The 15,948-nt window shown below is 40.7% G+C and carries 16 protein-coding genes and 2 pseudogenes; 14 read left to right on the plus strand and 4 right to left on the minus strand.

Annotated features, from left to right (window positions below):
* Window positions 1–183: 183 nt before the first annotated feature.
* Window positions 184–1,053 (minus strand): RluA family pseudouridine synthase, encoded by an 870-nt coding sequence (locus tag NST80_RS01215; protein ID WP_118172033.1) that lies wholly within the window; start codon window positions 1,051–1,053, stop codon window positions 184–186.
* Window positions 1,054–1,118: 65 nt separating this feature from the next.
* On the opposite strand from NST80_RS01215, the gene pbp2a reads away from it, so the two are divergent.
* The 5 genes from pbp2a (at window position 1,119) to NST80_RS01240 (ending at window position 5,190) form a co-directional block, all read left to right on the plus strand.
* Window positions 1,119–3,446, plus strand: a complete 2,328-nt coding sequence (gene pbp2a, locus NST80_RS01220; RefSeq protein WP_014633641.1) for a penicillin-binding protein PBP2A — start codon at window positions 1,119–1,121, stop codon at window positions 3,444–3,446.
* A gap of 48 nt (window positions 3,447–3,494) precedes the next feature.
* The gene (gene rpmG / locus NST80_RS01225; RefSeq protein ID WP_002886472.1) at window positions 3,495–3,647 is read left to right on the plus strand and encodes a 50S ribosomal protein L33; all 153 of its coding nucleotides are present in this window, start codon (window positions 3,495–3,497) and stop codon (window positions 3,645–3,647) included.
* A gap of 8 nt (window positions 3,648–3,655) precedes the next feature.
* The gene (gene secE, locus NST80_RS01230) at window positions 3,656–3,832 is read left to right on the plus strand and encodes a preprotein translocase subunit SecE (protein ID WP_002883656.1); all 177 of its coding nucleotides are present in this window, start codon (window positions 3,656–3,658) and stop codon (window positions 3,830–3,832) included.
* A 200-nt stretch (window positions 3,833–4,032) separates the two neighbouring features.
* A complete protein-coding gene (gene nusG / locus NST80_RS01235; RefSeq protein WP_002883644.1) occupies window positions 4,033–4,572 on the plus strand; it encodes a transcription termination/antitermination protein NusG in 540 nt (179 codons plus the stop codon).
* 129 nt (window positions 4,573–4,701) lie between these two features.
* On the plus strand, window positions 4,702–5,190 hold the full coding sequence (locus NST80_RS01240; protein ID WP_118172034.1) for a phosphatase PAP2 family protein: 489 nt from the start codon (window positions 4,702–4,704) through the stop codon (window positions 5,188–5,190).
* A 131-nt stretch (window positions 5,191–5,321) separates the two neighbouring features.
* Here the strand turns inward: NST80_RS01240 and NST80_RS01245 are convergent, their stop codons facing one another.
* Both NST80_RS01245 and NST80_RS01250 read right to left on the minus strand, forming a co-directional pair.
* Window positions 5,322–6,131, minus strand: a complete 810-nt coding sequence (locus tag NST80_RS01245; protein WP_118172035.1) for a Cof-type HAD-IIB family hydrolase — start codon at window positions 6,129–6,131, stop codon at window positions 5,322–5,324.
* Window positions 6,124–6,891, minus strand: a complete 768-nt coding sequence (locus NST80_RS01250; RefSeq protein WP_070847121.1) for a DeoR/GlpR family DNA-binding transcription regulator — start codon at window positions 6,889–6,891, stop codon at window positions 6,124–6,126. Before NST80_RS01250 ends, NST80_RS01245 begins: the two co-directional genes overlap by 8 nt.
* 193 nt (window positions 6,892–7,084) lie before the next feature.
* On the opposite strand from NST80_RS01250, the gene leuS reads away from it, so the two are divergent.
* From leuS to NST80_RS01270, 4 genes are all read left to right on the plus strand, one after another.
* Window positions 7,085–9,586, plus strand: coding sequence for a leucine--tRNA ligase (gene leuS, locus NST80_RS01255; protein ID WP_070847119.1), 2,502 nt, complete (start codon window positions 7,085–7,087; stop codon window positions 9,584–9,586).
* Window positions 9,587–9,684: 98 nt separating this feature from the next.
* Window positions 9,685–10,140 (plus strand): MarR family transcriptional regulator, encoded by a 456-nt coding sequence (locus NST80_RS01260; RefSeq protein ID WP_070655672.1) that lies wholly within the window; start codon window positions 9,685–9,687, stop codon window positions 10,138–10,140.
* Window positions 10,141–10,196: 56 nt separating this feature from the next.
* Window positions 10,197–11,429 carry an acyl-CoA thioesterase/BAAT N-terminal domain-containing protein gene (locus tag NST80_RS01265; RefSeq protein WP_070849284.1) on the plus strand — a complete coding sequence of 411 codons (1,233 nt, stop codon included), beginning with the start codon at window positions 10,197–10,199 and terminating at the stop codon, window positions 11,427–11,429.
* A gap of 141 nt (window positions 11,430–11,570) precedes the next feature.
* Window positions 11,571–11,984 carry a YjdF family protein gene (locus NST80_RS01270; protein ID WP_070849287.1) on the plus strand — a complete coding sequence of 138 codons (414 nt, stop codon included), beginning with the start codon at window positions 11,571–11,573 and terminating at the stop codon, window positions 11,982–11,984.
* A 93-nt stretch (window positions 11,985–12,077) separates the two neighbouring features.
* On the opposite strand, the pseudogene NST80_RS01275 reads toward NST80_RS01270, so the two are convergent.
* Window positions 12,078–12,230 (minus strand): annotated as a pseudogene (locus NST80_RS01275) (GTP cyclohydrolase); the annotation flags it as partial.
* Window positions 12,231–12,332: 102 nt separating this feature from the next.
* On the opposite strand from NST80_RS01275, the gene NST80_RS01280 reads away from it, so the two are divergent.
* The 5 genes and pseudogenes from NST80_RS01280 to NST80_RS01300 all read left to right on the plus strand — a co-directional run bounded on the left by NST80_RS01280 (window position 12,333) and on the right by NST80_RS01300 (window position 15,747).
* Window positions 12,333–13,199, plus strand: a complete 867-nt coding sequence (locus tag NST80_RS01280) for an ABC transporter ATP-binding protein (RefSeq protein ID WP_070849290.1) — start codon at window positions 12,333–12,335, stop codon at window positions 13,197–13,199.
* Complete coding sequence (locus NST80_RS01285) at window positions 13,199–14,041, plus strand: ABC transporter permease (RefSeq protein ID WP_183138088.1); 843 nt, start codon at window positions 13,199–13,201, stop codon at window positions 14,039–14,041. The genes NST80_RS01280 and NST80_RS01285 overlap by 1 nt, the downstream gene beginning before the upstream one ends.
* Before the next feature lie 18 nt (window positions 14,042–14,059).
* Complete coding sequence (locus NST80_RS01290) at window positions 14,060–14,515, plus strand: LytTR family DNA-binding domain-containing protein (RefSeq protein WP_002886486.1); 456 nt, start codon at window positions 14,060–14,062, stop codon at window positions 14,513–14,515.
* A gap of 9 nt (window positions 14,516–14,524) precedes the next feature.
* Window positions 14,525–14,956: a DUF3021 family protein gene (locus tag NST80_RS01295; protein ID WP_037610676.1), complete on the plus strand. Its 432-nt coding sequence runs from the start codon at window positions 14,525–14,527 to the stop codon at window positions 14,954–14,956.
* Window positions 14,957–15,037: 81 nt separating this feature from the next.
* Window positions 15,038–15,747: pseudogene (locus NST80_RS01300) on the plus strand (MerR family transcriptional regulator).
* Window positions 15,748–15,948: the final 201 nt, after the last annotated feature.

A 15,948-nucleotide genomic window follows, 5' to 3' on the forward strand; every position in this document is an offset into this window, starting at 1 on the left:
AATTAAATACCCCTCAAATTTTAAATGATATGTAAAGGATAACATATTGTAAAGGGAGATTCAAGGCGGTCAAGGCTTTTGAAGTCAATAAAAGCAACTTATTTGCAAGCTTCCACTGTGTCATAACTAGAGGATCATTAGGATAATCCTTTCGCACTATGCTTGAGAATGAGCCTACTTCTATTATTTGTGATTTCTCAACCCTTGTTCAAAACTGTCTGAGCTCGCCTTAACAGTGATTTTGTCGAGTGTTAAGGGATGGGTGAAACTAAGGGTGTGGGCGTGGAGCATAAGTCGAGATGCGGGTCGGTGGCTATAAAGAGGGTCCCCCAGAATGGCATGCCCATGGTGGGCCAAATGCACACGAATTTGGTGGGTCCGACCGGTTTTTAGTTGGCAGTTGACCAGACTAGCTCCTTTGAAGGCTTTGAGGCGCGTGATGGTTGTATAGGCAACCTGCCCTTTTCTAGGATCAACCACTCGTTTTCTACGGTCATGGCGGTCGCGTCCAATCTTGTCTTTGTACACAGTCTCCTTGGTCTGAAATTTACCTTCAGCCAAAGCACAGTATTGGCGCTGAATCTTCTTATCTTCCAAGAGTCGATTGAGAATTGGCAGGATAAAGGGATTTTTTGCGAAAAGCACAGCTCCACTAGTTTCCATGTCTAGTCGATGAATGACGTAACAGGTTTGCCCACAATAGGCCGAAACATGGTTAAGTAGAGCAATTTCTGTGGGTTCATTACCATGCGTCTTCATTCCTTCAGGCTTATTGACCACGATGAGATGCTGATCCTCATAGAGAGGCTCTACCAGACTGGCATTTCCCATAGGGATAATCTTTTCAGGGTAGTCCTCTGTATCAAAGGTCAGGCTAATCTTATCACCTTTTTCAACAGGACTCTGCCAATTAATAGTCTCTCCATTGATGAGGACGTGCTTTTTCGTGCGTAGGAAATGACGGATCTTACGAGGAATGAGGAGCTTAGTTTCTAGCAAGTCTTTGACAGTTGTTGCAGGATAGGGATTGATAATTTCTACGTGTAAAGTCATGGTTTCATTATATCATGAACGTTTAAAAGAGGACAGAATCTGTAAAAACTTGGTATAATAGGGTTATGACATTTTTTGATAATCTAAAAAACAAACTTTTTAAAGAAGAAAATAGCGGAAAGGGCAAGGATTCCCAACCTGCTGAAAAATCGAAGAATTTACAAAATAAGATAAAGGGACTCTTTGCTAAGAAACCTGATGAGGTTGAACAAGCTGTTGAAGACCTAGATATGTCTCAGGAAAGTCAAGAGACGTCACGTTATCAACGTTCTAAGCAAAAGAAACCTATTGATACGACCAAACCTTTAGGTAAGGTTCAGGCGTTCTTGAGCAAGTTTACACTTTCGCCAAGAAATCCTATTCGCCGTTTCTGGCGTCGCTATCATATTGGTAAAATTCTCTTTATCTTGGTAGCTATGTTGGTTCTGACAGTTGGTTCCTACCTTTTCTATATTGCCAAGACGACCAATGTTTCAGATCTTCAAGATGCCTTGAAAGCTACGACGGTTATCTATGACAAAGAAGGTAATCAAGCTGGTTCTTTGTCAGGGCAAAAAGGGACTTATGTGGAGCTGGATGCCATTAGTGATAGCTTGGAGAACGCTGTCATAGCAACTGAGGACCGTACCTTCTATGAAAATAGCGGGGTTAACGTCAAGCGATTCCTCTTGGCCATTGTGTCCATGGGACGCTTTGGTGGTGGTTCGACCATTACCCAACAGTTGGCTAAAAATGCCTTCTTGACACAAGAACAGACAGTCACTCGTAAGGCCAAGGAATTCTTCCTCTCTTTGGAATTAACCAAGAAATACAGCAAGCAAGAAATCCTTACCATGTACCTCAATAATGCCTACTTTGGAAATGGGGTTTGGGGTGTTGAAGATGCCAGCCAAAAATACTTCGGGACAAGTGCTGCCAATCTAACCGTTGATGAAGCAGCGACCCTCGCGGGTATGCTTAAGGGACCTGAAATTTACAACCCAATCGATAATATCCAAAATGCGACCAACCGTCGAAACACTGTCCTCGCCAACATGGTTGATGACAAGAAGTTGAGTCAGGCAGATGCCGACAGTGCGGCTGGAGTTGATATGGCTAGTCGTCTGGATGATACCTATCAAGGGACTGGCGATGACTACAAGTATCCGTCTTACTTCGATGCCGTCATTGAAGAAGCTACGAAAACTTATGGCTTGAGTGAGGATGAAATTGTTAAAAATGGCTACAAGATCTACACAGAGATGGATGCCAATTCACAAGCTAACATGCAGCAAACCTACGAAAATACTTATCTCTTCCCTACATCAGAAAGTGATGGTAGTACAGCCCAGTCCGCTAGTGTGGCACTTGATCCAACAACTGGAGCGGTCCGTGGTCTAGTAGGTCGTGTAGGTGGTACCAGTGATACAACCTTCCGTAATTTCAACTATGCAACCCAAGGTAAGCGTAGTCCTGGTTCGACCATCAAACCTTTGGTAGTTTATGCCCCGGCCTTGGCTTCAGGGTGGAGTATCAACAAGGATCTCCCTAATAAACCAATCGACTACAACGGCTATACCCCAACTAACTATGGTGATATTGAGACAGAGGATATCCCCATGTATCAAGCTTTGGCCAACTCCTACAATGTCCCAGCAGTTTACCTATTTAATCAAATCGGTATTCAAAAAGGGATCAGTTACGGTCAAAAATTCGGTCTCAACTTTGACAATGTTCCAGAAGAACTGGGGATTTCACTTGGTGGTGGTGTGACAGCCAGTCCTCTTCAAATGGCTCAGGCATATGCGACCTTTGCTAATGGTGGTGAGATGAACACGGCTTATTTCATCACTAAAATTGAAAATGCCAGTGGTGACATTATTGCTACCCATAGTAAGAAGTCTAAACGTGTTATCAGCCAGTCAGTAGCTAACCAGATGACCAGCATGATGCTTGGTACCTTCTCAAATGGTTCCGCTGTGAATGCCAACTACACAGGTTATACGATGGCAGGTAAGACAGGTACTGTTCAGGCTGAATTTAACAAGGATTTGACTAGCGACCAGTGGGTGATTGGTTATACTCCTGATGTGGTTATGACGACCTGGATTGGTTTTGATAAGACTGACGAGAGTCACTACCTAACAGGAGCTAGCTCGGGAACAGCTTCGACGATTTTCAGCTACATCGCTGCGGATGTTTTGCCAAATACACCAGGTACTGAGTTTACCGTTGAAAATGCCTATGCAGCTGATGGTCAAACACTAGACTATACGGCAGATCCAAATGACTCGCGCAATAGCAGTAACAAGTCATGGACAGACAAGGCATCAGACGTTGTGAATGACGTTAAAGATCAAGCAAGCAGCCTTTGGGATAAGATTACAGACTCCTTCTCAGGTCTATTCAGATAGCTTGTCAATTGCATTTAAAAGTGGTAAGATAAAAAGAACGGAGGCGTTATGGCACAGAAAAAAGCAAGCCTAGCGTGTGCTGAATGTGGGAGCCGAAACTACTCAATTAATGTGAGTAGCACTCCCAAACCAACACGACTAGAAGTTAACAAATTTTGTAAACATTGTAAAAAATACACCTTGCATAAGGAAACAAGATAGGAGACACCGTGAGACAAACTGGAAGTATTTTCAAAGTCTTGAAAGACACGACTTGGCCAGACCGTAAACAACGCTGGCACGATTTTATTTCAGTTCTTGAGTATACTGCGTTCTTCACTGTCATCATCTATGCATTTGATGAATTGTTGAGTCGCGCTATGTCAGCACTGATTAACTTTTTCTAAAGAAAACACAAAAAGAGTGGGAATGCCTGCTCTTTTTTGTTATAATAAATGCAGATAAAAGCGAGAACAAGGGCCACCAGGCTTTTTTATTACGCTTTGAATTAAACCTTAGACATTCACTGACATTTAACACTCGCATCTAGAAGATAGCTAGCCAAAGGTGTTTAAATGTCATTTAGAAAAAAGAAAGGAATCCTAAAATGCTAGATTCATTCGACAAGGGCTGGTTCGTCCTTCAAACCTATTCAGGATACGAAAACAAAGTTAAAGAAAACCTTTTGCAACGTGCCCAAACTTATAATATGCTTGAAAATATCTTGCGTGTTGAAATTCCAACTCAAACGGTTAATGTTGAGAAAAACGGTAAAGTTAAAGAAGTAGAAGAAAACCGCTTCCCTGGTTACGTTCTTGTTGAGATGGTAATGACAGACGAAGCATGGTTCGTTGTTCGTAACACTCCAAACGTTACTGGTTTCGTTGGTTCTCACGGTAACCGTTCTAAACCAACACCACTTTTGGAAGAAGAAATCCGTCAAATCTTGATTTCAATGGGTCAAACCGTTGATGTCTTTGATACTAATATCAAGGTTGGTGACGTGGTTCAAATCATCGATGGTGCCTTTATGGGTCAAGAAGGCCGTGTTGTAGAAATTGAAAACAACAAGGTTAAAATCATGATTAATATGTTTGGTTCAGAAACAGCTGCTGAACTTGAACTTTACCAAATCGCTGAACTTTAAGATAGACAAAAAGAGGTTGGGCTAAGAGACTTCAACCTTGGAAGACTATCTCATTAAACTTGAGGGGAGAGGCTAGAAGCTAGATTTTTGAAATTTAGTTCTGTGTCACTCCCTTTTTTCTAACGGATGATGATGAATTACAAACGATTTTACGATAGGATTAGCGCTCCTTTGCGTTCTTACGCTAAGGTTTTAGAAGGGTTGAACAAGCTTATAACTAGGACTTTTTACCTGCTTTTCCCTATATTTCTTATTTGGGTATGGCTAAGGAATGGTTGGTTTGTTCTCTCTATGACAGTGCTTATTATGGGGGGAGGCTTTTTCCTTCTTTCTCTTGGTCGTAGCCTCTATAATCGACCGCGTCCATACCAGACCTGGGCTATTCAACCCCTTATTAAGAAGGACAGTCTGGGCAAGTCCTTTCCCAGTCGGCATGTTTTCTCAGCGACTGTCATTGCTATGTTGGCACTGACGCTTAACCCCTGGCTAGGTGGGGCCATGCTTTTTCTGGCGGGGGCTCTAGCTTTTTTGCGCGTGCTAGGTGGTGTTCACTATCCTAGTGATGTTCTGGCAGGCTATGCCATTGGGATTCTTTTAGGTCTCCTTCTTTATCTTTAGAAAATTTGGGTCTTCTTCGAGAGAGGAAGGCTTTTTTCGTTGAAAAAGGAAAGGCACCTCTAGGGCACCTTTCCTTTTGTTCTAAAATTCGAGTTGGCAATTAAAGGCTGTTCCCACCATTAGATATTAGCTTAGTTTAGGACATGTTCTCTAATAGCTTGAGCGACTCCATGCTCATCATTTGAAGCCGTTACTAAGTTTGCTGTTTCCTTAACCCCTTCAGGTGCATTGCCCATAGCAATTCCTAGGCCAGCTAGAGCTAGCATAGGACTATCGTTGAAGTTATCTCCGATAGTCATGACTTCTTCAAGAGGAAGGTCATAATATTTGGCAACCTCAAGGAGAGCGTGTTCTTTAGAAACATGTTTGGCAGTGACTTCTAAGTAGTTATCTTTGGATAAGTAGAAGGCTGTCTGTGGAAAATCCATGCTTAGGAGTTTTTGGTGGAGGTCCTGGATAACTTCAGGCTCATCAATCAACAATAGCTTGTGGATAGGTGGTTCTGAGTCTGAGACCGTGTCTTGCAGTTCCTTAATAATAGGAGATTCACCCGTGATACTTCCTTCCAACTGAGACCATTTGTCTAGTTCGTTGGTGATCCAGTCCTTGCCAGAGTAGATATTCACAGAGACACTTGGATAATCTGTGGATAAGTAGTTAAGAAGGTCTTGGATTTCAGCTTTATCCACAGGGTGTTGGATGATAGTACGATCACCCTCAAGTACTAAGGCGCCGTTGTAGCAAGCGATGGGATTGTCATGAAGTCCCAGTTTATGAGCAATTGGTTGCATCCCTAGTGGCGAACGGGCAGAAGCTAAAACAAAGGGAATATTTGCTTTTTCAAGCTCTGGCATTACCTCAATCAGTTGCTCATCTACCTGGTGGTTACTAGTGAGAATAGTGCCATCAATGTCACTGATAATCAAACGAATATTACTCATAGTCGCTATCCTTTCCATCGTATAAAATCGTTACTTTATCTTTAAGAGACTCGACCAAATCAGGATCAGGTTTCTTATCTGTAATCCAGTAGTCAAAGTCTTCAATCTTGCCCAAGATATATTTGGAGTGCTTTTCATATTTATCAGATTCAGCAATAAGTATCTTGATTCTAGCAGCTTGCATGGCCAGTTGTTTGACAGCAACGTCCTCTTCATCTTCATAGCTGACCACTCCTTGACTGAGACTAGCCGCTCCGAAGAAAGCTAAGTCAAATTGTAGATGTTGCAAGAGCTGGGCCTCGTGAAGCGAATAGTAGAAGCGGTTTTTGCTGTAAAATCTTCCTCCCAAGAGATGAAAGTCGATTTCTTCTTTGCCACTTAGGACCAAGGCATTGTCCAAAGAGTGGGAGTAGACAGTGACGCTCTTAGTCAATTTTTGTGAAACTTCAAGCATCAGGGTAGAGACATCGAAGAAGAGGAGAGATTGGTCTTTGACCAAGCTAAGCGCTAGGTCTGCTATTTTTTTCTTGTCTTCAGTGAGTCCTTTCTGACGTTCTTGGAAGCCAAGAACAGTGGTATTTTTTACTGGGAGAATGCCACCATGGGTACGCTGAGCCAGATTCCTCTGGCTGAGGCAGTCGAAATCTCTTCTGACAGTGTCTTTGGAAACACCTAATGCGTCAACCATTTCCTTAACAGATAGGTTTCCGCGCTCCTCCAAAAGTGTTAATATTTTCTCTAATCGTTGTTCCTGATACATGAGTCACCTTCTTTCTGATACTAGTATAGCATCTTTTTGCTTTTTTGTTACATAAAAGCGCAAAAAAACTTAAAAAGAATGAAAAAAGTGCAAAATAGATTCAGGCGAATTTGCCTCTTAAAGTTCCCTTATCATCTTTAAAAATCCTTCAAAAATGCTATAATAGAAGCATTACGAATATTGGAGAGAAACCATGAGTTTTTACAATCATAAAGAAATCGAGCCTAAGTGGCAAAAATACTGGGCTGACCATCACACTTTTAAGACAGGAACAGATGCCTCAAAACCTAAGTTTTATGCGCTTGACATGTTCCCTTATCCATCTGGAGCGGGTCTTCACGTAGGACACCCAGAAGGTTATACAGCGACTGATATCCTCAGCCGTTTCAAACGTGCGCAAGGTTACAATGTCCTTCACCCAATGGGATGGGATGCCTTTGGTTTGCCTGCAGAGCAATACGCTATGGATACAGGGAATGACCCAGCGGAATTCACAGCAGAAAACATTGCCAACTTCAAACGCCAAATCAATGCGCTTGGCTTCTCTTACGACTGGGACCGTGAAGTCAATACGACAGATCCGAACTACTACAAGTGGACGCAATGGATCTTCACTAAGCTTTACGAAAAAGGTTTGGCTTATGAAGCTGAAGTGCCAGTAAACTGGGTTGAAGAATTGGGAACAGCTATCGCCAACGAAGAAGTTCTTCCAGATGGAACATCTGAGCGTGGTGGCTATCCAGTTGTTCGCAAACCAATGCGCCAATGGATGCTTAAAATCACTGCCTATGCTGAGCGCTTGCTCAATGACTTGGATGACCTTGACTGGCCAGAGTCTATCAAGGACATGCAACGCAACTGGATTGGTAAATCAACTGGTGCCAATGTCACTTTCAAAGTAAAAGGGACAGACAAGGAATTCACAGTCTTTACGACACGTCCAGATACTCTTTTTGGTGCGACCTTCACTGTTTTGGCTCCTGAGCATGACTTGGTAGATGCCATCACAACACCTGAACAAGCTGAGGCTGTAGCTGACTACAAACATCAAGCCAGCCTTAAATCAGACTTGGCTCGTACAGACCTTGCCAAGGAAAAAACAGGGGTTTGGACTGGTGCTTATGCCATCAACCCTGTCAATGGTAAAGAAATCCCAATCTGGATTGCTGACTATGTTCTTGCCAGCTACGGAACAGGTGCTGTTATGGCCGTACCTGCCCACGATGAGCGTGACTGGGAATTTGCTAAACAGTTTGACCTTCCAATCGTAGAAGTGTTGGAAGGTGGAAACGTTGAAGAGGCTGCTTACACAGAAGATGGCCTTCACGTCAACTCTGACTTCTTGAACGGTCTCAACAAAGAAGAAGCGATTGCTAAAATCGTGGCTTGGTTGGAAGAAAAAGGCTTTGGTCAAGAAAAAATCACTTACCGTCTTCGTGACTGGCTCTTTAGCCGTCAACGTTACTGGGGTGAACCAATCCCAATTATTCATTGGGAAGATGGGACTTCAACAGCTGTTCCAGAAAGTGAACTCCCACTTGTCTTGCCAGTAACCAAGGACATCCGCCCTTCAGGTACTGGTGAAAGCCCATTGGCTAACTTGACAGACTGGCTTGAAGTGACTCGTGAGGATGGTGTCAAAGGTCGTCGTGAGACTAATACTATGCCACAATGGGCAGGTTCAAGCTGGTACTACCTCCGCTATATCGATCCACACAACACAGAGAAATTGGCCGATGAGGACCTCCTCAAACAATGGTTGCCAGTCGATATCTATGTGGGTGGTGCAGAACACGCCGTGCTTCACTTGCTTTACGCTCGTTTCTGGCATAAGTTCCTCTATGACCTCGGTGTTGTACCGACTAAAGAGCCATTCCAAAAACTCTTTAACCAAGGAATGATCTTGGGAACAAGCTATCGTGACCACCGTGGCGCACTTGTGGCGACTGACAAGGTTGAAAAACGTGACGGTTCCTTCTTCCATGTGGAAACAGGGGAAGAGTTGGAGCAAGCACCAGCCAAGATGTCTAAATCCCTCAAGAACGTTGTCAATCCAGACGATGTGGTGGAACAATACGGTGCTGATACCCTTCGTGTCTATGAAATGTTCATGGGACCACTTGATGCCTCAATCGCTTGGTCTGAAGAAGGATTGGAAGGAAGCCGTAAATTCCTTGACCGTGTTTATCGTTTGATTACAAGTAAAGAAATCGTTGCGGAAAACAATGGCGCTCTTGACAAGGTTTATAACGAAACTGTTAAATCTGTTACTGAGCAAATCGAGTCTATGAAATTCAACACAGCCATTGCTCAGCTCATGGTCTTTGTCAATGCTGCCAACAAGGAAGATAAACTCTATGTGGATTACGCCAAAGGCTTTATCCAATTGATCGCCCCATTTGCGCCTCACTTGGCGGAAGAACTCTGGCAAACAGTCGCAGAAACAGGTGAGTCTATCTCTTATGTAGCTTGGCCAACATGGGATGAAAGCAAATTGGTTGAAGACGAAATCGAAATCGTCGTTCAAATCAAAGGTAAAGTTCGTGCCAAACTCATGGTTGCGAAAGACCTTTCACGCGAAGAGTTGCAAGAAGTCGCTCTTGCTAATGAAAAAGTCAAGGCAGAGATTGATGGTAAGGAAATCGTGAAAGTGATTGCGGTACCTAATAAACTCGTTAATATTGTTGTTAAATAAAAATAAATCCTTCAGAGCCTAGCTCTGGAGGATTTTTTAGGTTCAGCTTGACAGGAAATAGTAGTTTTGTTAATGTTGTTAACAAAAAGAGGGACACTATGAATAAGAAAGAACTGCATAAGTTTAATAATCGTTTTAATAGTTTTGTTTTAGCCTTTGAACAGTTGAAAAAAGATCAACATCGGAACAGTATTGATAAATCAATCACTATTAATGAAGTCCATTTGATTGACCTAATAGGTCGGAATCAGCCTGTGAATTTAGTGACATTATCTGAGTTACTTGAAGTCTCTAGGAGTGCCATTACTCAGAGTGTTAGACGTTTAACCAAGAAAGACCTTGTTTCTTTTGAATTTGCACCGGATAATGAAAAAAATAAATATCTGATATTATCCCAAAAAGGGGTTGACGTTTTTAACATTCATAAAGAGCAGCAAGAACATATTGAGACAGCCATTTTTTCAGTTTTAAAAAACTATAGTGATGAGGACCTTCAAATGGTTATGAAACTGATGGATGATGTTGAAAAGGTATGGCAAGAATTACCGTGGTAAAAATCACGGTAATTTAAAAACTATATTGTTAATCACATTAACAAAAAGGGGAAGATATGAATATAAAAATTGAACTGATCTCAGAGTCTGATTTAGCAGACGAATCTTTTAATATTGTCATCGATGGCTTAAAACCAAGAGAAATCTATCGAGTCGAAATGTTTCTATCCGATTATTATTGTATCAATGCTCCCATGCTTTTAGCTCATGATGTTTTATGGAAATCAACAGCGACTTTTGTATCAGATAAGAATGGTATTATTGATATTTCACAAACTCCATCTTGTTCTGGCTCTTATGAAGACATTGCAACAATGGGGTTATTCTTTAATGCCAAACCCTTGACCAATAGGAAAAAGAAACTTCCAAATTCTCTTTCTAAAATTCCCTTATTAGATCACTTTTTTGTGGAAATCAAAATTATACAAGGTAATACTGTCGTCGCAAAGAGAACTTTCACAAGATATTATATGAGTTCGCAAATTAGTCATCAAGATATTTACGAGAAACATTTTCAAGGGAGACTCTTTTATGATAAAAAGGCAATAAAAGCACCAGCATTGATTATTGTGAGCGGTAGTGAAGGAAGGATTGAAAAGGCACAGAATATAGCTCAGCTTCTATCTTCTAGAGGTTATATTTGCCTAGCAGTTGCCTACTTTGGTTTAGAGGGGTTGCCAAAACATTTGGAACGTATTCCTTTAGAGTGCCTTGTGGAAGCAAAGGATTATCTACGTCAGCATCCTCAAGTAGATAGTGAAAGAATTGGAATCTATGGACGGTCTAAGGGAGCAGAGTTAGTTTTAGCTGAGGAGAGCATTTTTAATGACGTTCAATGTTTGGTACTAAATTCACCCTCTGATGTGGTGTATGAAGGGATAAAAGGAAAATGGAACTCCCATACTTCTTCTTGGACGTATTTGCAAAAAGAACTTCCTTATCAAAAGTTTCGACTTAGAGATTATCTGTTCAGCAAACTTTTAAAAAAATCCTTCCCTAAAGATTGCTCTGCTAGGATAGATATTGGTCAAATGCACTCACCAATCTTATTGCTCGGAAGTACTGTTGATGAAATATGGGATGCCTCGTCAGCAATTGGTGATATTGTTTCATATTATAAAGGACACCACATTACATTTAAAAAATACCATGAAACAGGTCACATGTTGACAGTGGCTCATCAACCCAATCATCGCTATCGAAAAGATTGGCGTTTACTGATGAAAGAGAGCAAGGATTCTTGGTTAGCTACGATTCATTTTTTTGATAGGCATTTGAAGAAGCAATAACATAAGATTATAAATATGCTATAATAGTCCCAACTAAGATAAAAACACAGTTCTGGTTGGTAGTCCAGACGTAGGCAAGCCTATCAGTAACCTTCCTCCTTGGTTGTCCATTCTTAGGGATAGATTTAAGGAGGTGCTGTCGTGGAAACAATTTCAATTGGATTGACAGTTTATTTTGAAGATGGATTTTGGCATGGTTTGTTCGAACAAGTTTATCGAGAATCTTATCAAGTTTGTCGTGTGACATTTGGTCAGGAGCCAAAAGATGATGAAATTCTAGAGATTTTACAGACTCAGTTTACCCAATTATCTTTTAGTCCAGAGACTACAGCTAATCAACATGTAAAAATTAAGAATCCTAAACGATTACAGCGAGCTGTGAAGAAACAAGTAAATCAGAAAGTTTCTTCCAAGTCGAAAGAACTATTGCAGTTGCAGTACGAGGAAAGGAAAAAGATTTCAAAACATCAATCTAGTGTCCAAAAGCAATTGCTCAAACAAGAGAAATTTGAACGCAAACAGCAAAAACGAAGAGACAAGAATAAAGGACATTAATGTGTTTCTCTTTAAAGAAACAGCTCTTTTCTAAATAGAAAGGAGCTGTTTTACTAGTATTGAAGAATAGATTTTAACTGTTTCCAAATCTAGTTACTTATCGCCAAAAGGTTTACCGATGATAGTTTTAAATTCAGGACAATACTTACTTGCCTCAAATTCAATGACATCATATTGGGCAATCTCATTTTGATAGAATGGATCGTGTGTAATGATTTCTTGAACAGCTTCCTGATTTTTAGCTCTTCCATCTCGCCACTTAGACTCTCGTTTTAACCACTTATCCCTAAAAGCCGTTTTTTAAACGGCTTTTTTGCTAGACTGGTTCTATCAAAAGGAGGGGAAAAAATGATTTTACAAGCTAAAAACATCAGTAAACGATATGGAAATCATCTAGCCGTAAACAATATTCACTTACAGTTTGAAAAGGGAACGTTTAATGCGATTCTAGGGCCAAATGGGGCGGGGAAATCAACAACGATTTCCATGTTGATTGGTTTGAAACAACCAACGCAAGGTGAAATCATCTATGAACCAGGTACTAAGATTGGTGTGGTCTTCCAAACCAGTGTTTTAGATGAGATGTTGACGGTTAGGGAAAATCTGGCCATTCGTGCGAGACAGTATAAAGGCTTGAAACCCAATCGTGTATCTAGTCTCATTGACCGGCTAGGTCTATCAGCTTTTCAAAAGCAGAAATATGGGACGCTTTCAGGTGGTCAAAAGCGTCGGGTTGACATTGCACGTGCTTTGCTCTCACAACCAGATATTCTGTTCTTAGATGAACCAACGACAGGTCTGGATATCCAAACTCGGAAGTCTATTTGGGATTTGCTCTATCAATTGCAGAGAGAAGAGGGAATGACCGTTGTACTGACCACGCATTATCTTGACGAAGCAGATGAAGCTGATCAGATTTATATTGTGGACCATGGGAAATTGATTGCTCAGGGATCGGCATTAGATATTAAGAGCCAGTATGCAAAAAACATCTTGAAGATTCGTTTCAAGGAGATAGAGCAGATAGAAAGTCTTAAAACTTCGGGAATGTCAGTAGAGCAACAAAGTCAACTGGAGTATGTTTTTCAACCTGAGAGTGAAAGGGAAGCCATTGATTACCTGGCACAAGTTAGAGATAGAATAGCCCATTTTGAGTTTCGTCCAGGGACCATGGATGATGCCTTTATTGCACTTACAGGAAGGGAGGTTCGCTAATGCTAGCCTTACTAAAGCGAAATTTTTTATTGTACTTCAGGAATCGTCCAGGAGTTTTCTTCTCCTTGTTGGGAGCCTTGATTTCCTTTATTCTTTATATTATTTTTCTTCAAAAAAATCTAACAGATGCTTGGGCTGAACTCCCCAATAGTGGTCCTTTATTAAATAATTGGTTGATGAGCGGGACGCTGGCTGTGACAGGGATAACGACGAGTCTGGCTGCCCTGACTCAGTTGGTAAAGGACCGTGAACATCAAGTAGATCAGGATCTTTATTTATCGAATCATGGGAAATGGCGGTTACCATTTTCGTATCTAGCGAGTGCAATCAGCATTTCTTTTGCCATGCAGGTCCTTATGTATGTGCTGATGTGTAGCTATTTTAGAGAAGTGCCAAAATTATACATACTACACGAACTTCTCCTAATTATGATGCTTAGTAGCCTGCTTTCTAGCTTAGTGAATGCCATTTTTGTTTACTTTTTCCAATCCGTAGACAGTCTTGGAAAGTTTGCGACCATAGTGGGGACAGCTTCTGGTTTTTTGGTAGGAACTTATGTACCTTTGGGCGTTCTACCTGATTTTGCACAACTACTAATGAAATGTACCCCAGCAACTTATATTGCATCACTTTATCGGAAAGTCCTCATGAAAGAAACATTAAGTGAGACCTTTAAAGGTCAAGATAACCTTCTTCAAGAGTTTCAAGAAAAAATGGGCGTTCAGCTCAAGTGGCAAGGTTTATTGACAAAGGAAAATACTTACCTTATAGTGTTAGGAGATATTCTTCTAGCAAGTATTCTTTGGATTATTTTAGTGAAAAGAACTAGTCAGAAAAAATAAGTGAGAGTTGGAATAGGAATGAAACTTCGTTTTGAAGAAAAATCGGATATTTCGGCAAAGGATCCCTGTGTGGTCATCCAAGCAGAGCGATTGTCTGATCAAGCACGAGAGGTAATGGATTATCTCGAACAATTTTCAGTTGTAAATCAAGTGGTGATTCCTATTAAAACGGATGATCATTTGGTTATGGTAAAAATTGATGACATTATCCTAGCTGAGATTGATAAGAATGTGTTAACGATTTATACCGTAAACAATACCTATACGATGAGAGAGACACTGACAAACTTTCAGCATCGCATCAATCGTCGAAGTTTTTTACAGATATCACGTCATGCTGTGATGAATATAGACCACTTGGAGTCTTTATCAGATAGTTTTTCTGGCAATATGATGGCTAAAATGACAGGTGGAGTTAAGTCTAGTGTCAGCCGAAAATATGTCAAATCTTTGATGGATTATTTAGGGGTGTAGGAGGAACCAATGAAACGTTTAATTGCTTATTTTGTATCCGGCGTGAGAACGGGATCGTTCTTTTACCTTGCACTCCTTTTACTTGGTCAATTATTTCCCCAGATTATCTATCCCAAAGTTAGTGTAGGAAATATTTTAGCCCTCTTTATGATGAGTGGTTTAATGGGAATGCTCTCGTGGATTTTGGAAGAGCTTGACCGCATGTCGTACAGATTAAGAGTAGTCTTGCATTTCTTGTTGACGGCGATTGTACTTACAGTGACTTGTCTGATATCAGGCTGGTATGAGGCTTTAACGAACCCTGCTATCTGGATTGTTTTCATTTTTGTTTATATTATTATCTGGCTTTATCTCATTTGGCAAATGCATATGAGAACACAGCGTATTAATCAAGCTTTACTGCATCGTCGAAGCCAGAAAAAGAAAAGTAATAAATTATAGTAAACTTCAAAAAAATACTCTTTTTCCTCTTGACCCTCACGCCACGTCATAGCCTATACTCTTAATCAGAGAGGAGTTCTAATGAAATCTGTAAAAGAAGTGAGCCAACTATCAGGTGTCAGTGTGCGCACCCTTCATTATTATGACGAAATTGATTTGCTGAAACCGTCAGTTGTGGCTGAAAATGGTTACCGTTACTATAATCGCGATGCGGTTGTCCGTTTGCAAGAAATATTGCTTTACCGTGAGTTAGACTTTCCTCTCAAAAAAATTAAGGAAATCGTAGGTCAACCAGGTTATGACAAAGTTCAAGCGCTTAGGGATCAGATTAAGCTCTTAGAGCTGAAAAAGTCCCGGTTGGAAGCCGTCATAGCTCATGCCAAGGCCTTACAAATGGAGGAAGAAGAAATGTCATTTGAAGCATTTGATCAAAAAGCTGTAAAAGCCTTTCAGGAAGAAGCTCAGGCTAGATGGGGTCAGACAGAAGCTTATCAAGCTTTTGCGGCTAAGGAGAGGAATCCTTCCCTGAAGTTACAAAAGAGATGACTGCAATCATGTCTACCTTTGGACAGCTCAAGGAGTATAATCCTGGGGATGATAGTGTTCAGGAGCAAGTAAAGGTGTTACAAGACTATATTAGTCAGCATTTTTATCCATGTGACCAAACGGTATTAGCTGGTCTAGGTCAGATGTATCAAACAGATAATCGCTTTTCTAGTTTTATCGATAAAGTCGGAGGAAGAGGTACTGCCGCCTTTCTCGCAGAAGCTATTCGTATTTATTGTCAATAAACTAAGGCCAAAGTCTATAAGACTTTGGCTTTTTTCATGCCATAGTGACATTTATGTCACTATTTTTATAATCATTTAATGTTTATAATTAATGTATCGTTTTAGAAGGCGATTGGTTAAGTGTTTCTGATATTTTGCTTGAAATTTTCTTGCAGATAATCAGATATAAACTAATCAAATTCTAATCTAAATCAAATTTAC

The organism is Streptococcus sp. FSL K6-1323 (genome assembly GCF_038630745.1).
GTDB classification, from domain to species: domain Bacteria; phylum Bacillota; class Bacilli; order Lactobacillales; family Streptococcaceae; genus Streptococcus; species Streptococcus salivarius_D.

Excerpts from the sequence above, each read along its gene's own strand:
- NST80_RS01240 (WP_118172034.1), top strand. The coding sequence starts at position 4,702 with ATGATGAATTACAAACGATTTTACGATAGGATTAGCGCTCCTTTGCGT.
- NST80_RS01285 (WP_183138088.1), top strand. The coding sequence starts at position 13,199 with ATGCTAGCCTTACTAAAGCGAAATTTTTTATTGTACTTCAGGAATCGT.
- NST80_RS01295 (WP_037610676.1), top strand. The coding sequence starts at position 14,525 with ATGAAACGTTTAATTGCTTATTTTGTATCCGGCGTGAGAACGGGATCG.
- rpmG (WP_002886472.1), top strand. The coding sequence starts at position 3,495 with ATGGCACAGAAAAAAGCAAGCCTAGCGTGTGCTGAATGTGGGAGCCGA.
- pbp2a (WP_014633641.1), top strand. The coding sequence starts at position 1,119 with ATGACATTTTTTGATAATCTAAAAAACAAACTTTTTAAAGAAGAAAAT.
- NST80_RS01280 (WP_070849290.1), top strand. The coding sequence starts at position 12,333 with ATGATTTTACAAGCTAAAAACATCAGTAAACGATATGGAAATCATCTA.
- NST80_RS01245 (WP_118172035.1), bottom strand. The coding sequence starts at position 6,131 with ATGAGTAATATTCGTTTGATTATCAGTGACATTGATGGCACTATTCTC.
- leuS (WP_070847119.1), top strand. The coding sequence starts at position 7,085 with ATGAGTTTTTACAATCATAAAGAAATCGAGCCTAAGTGGCAAAAATAC.
- nusG (WP_002883644.1), top strand. The coding sequence starts at position 4,033 with ATGCTAGATTCATTCGACAAGGGCTGGTTCGTCCTTCAAACCTATTCA.
- NST80_RS01215 (WP_118172033.1), bottom strand. The coding sequence starts at position 1,053 with ATGACTTTACACGTAGAAATTATCAATCCCTATCCTGCAACAACTGTC.
- NST80_RS01260 (WP_070655672.1), top strand. The coding sequence starts at position 9,685 with ATGAATAAGAAAGAACTGCATAAGTTTAATAATCGTTTTAATAGTTTT.
- NST80_RS01250 (WP_070847121.1), bottom strand. The coding sequence starts at position 6,891 with ATGTATCAGGAACAACGATTAGAGAAAATATTAACACTTTTGGAGGAG.
- NST80_RS01265 (WP_070849284.1), top strand. The coding sequence starts at position 10,197 with ATGAATATAAAAATTGAACTGATCTCAGAGTCTGATTTAGCAGACGAA.
- NST80_RS01290 (WP_002886486.1), top strand. The coding sequence starts at position 14,060 with ATGAAACTTCGTTTTGAAGAAAAATCGGATATTTCGGCAAAGGATCCC.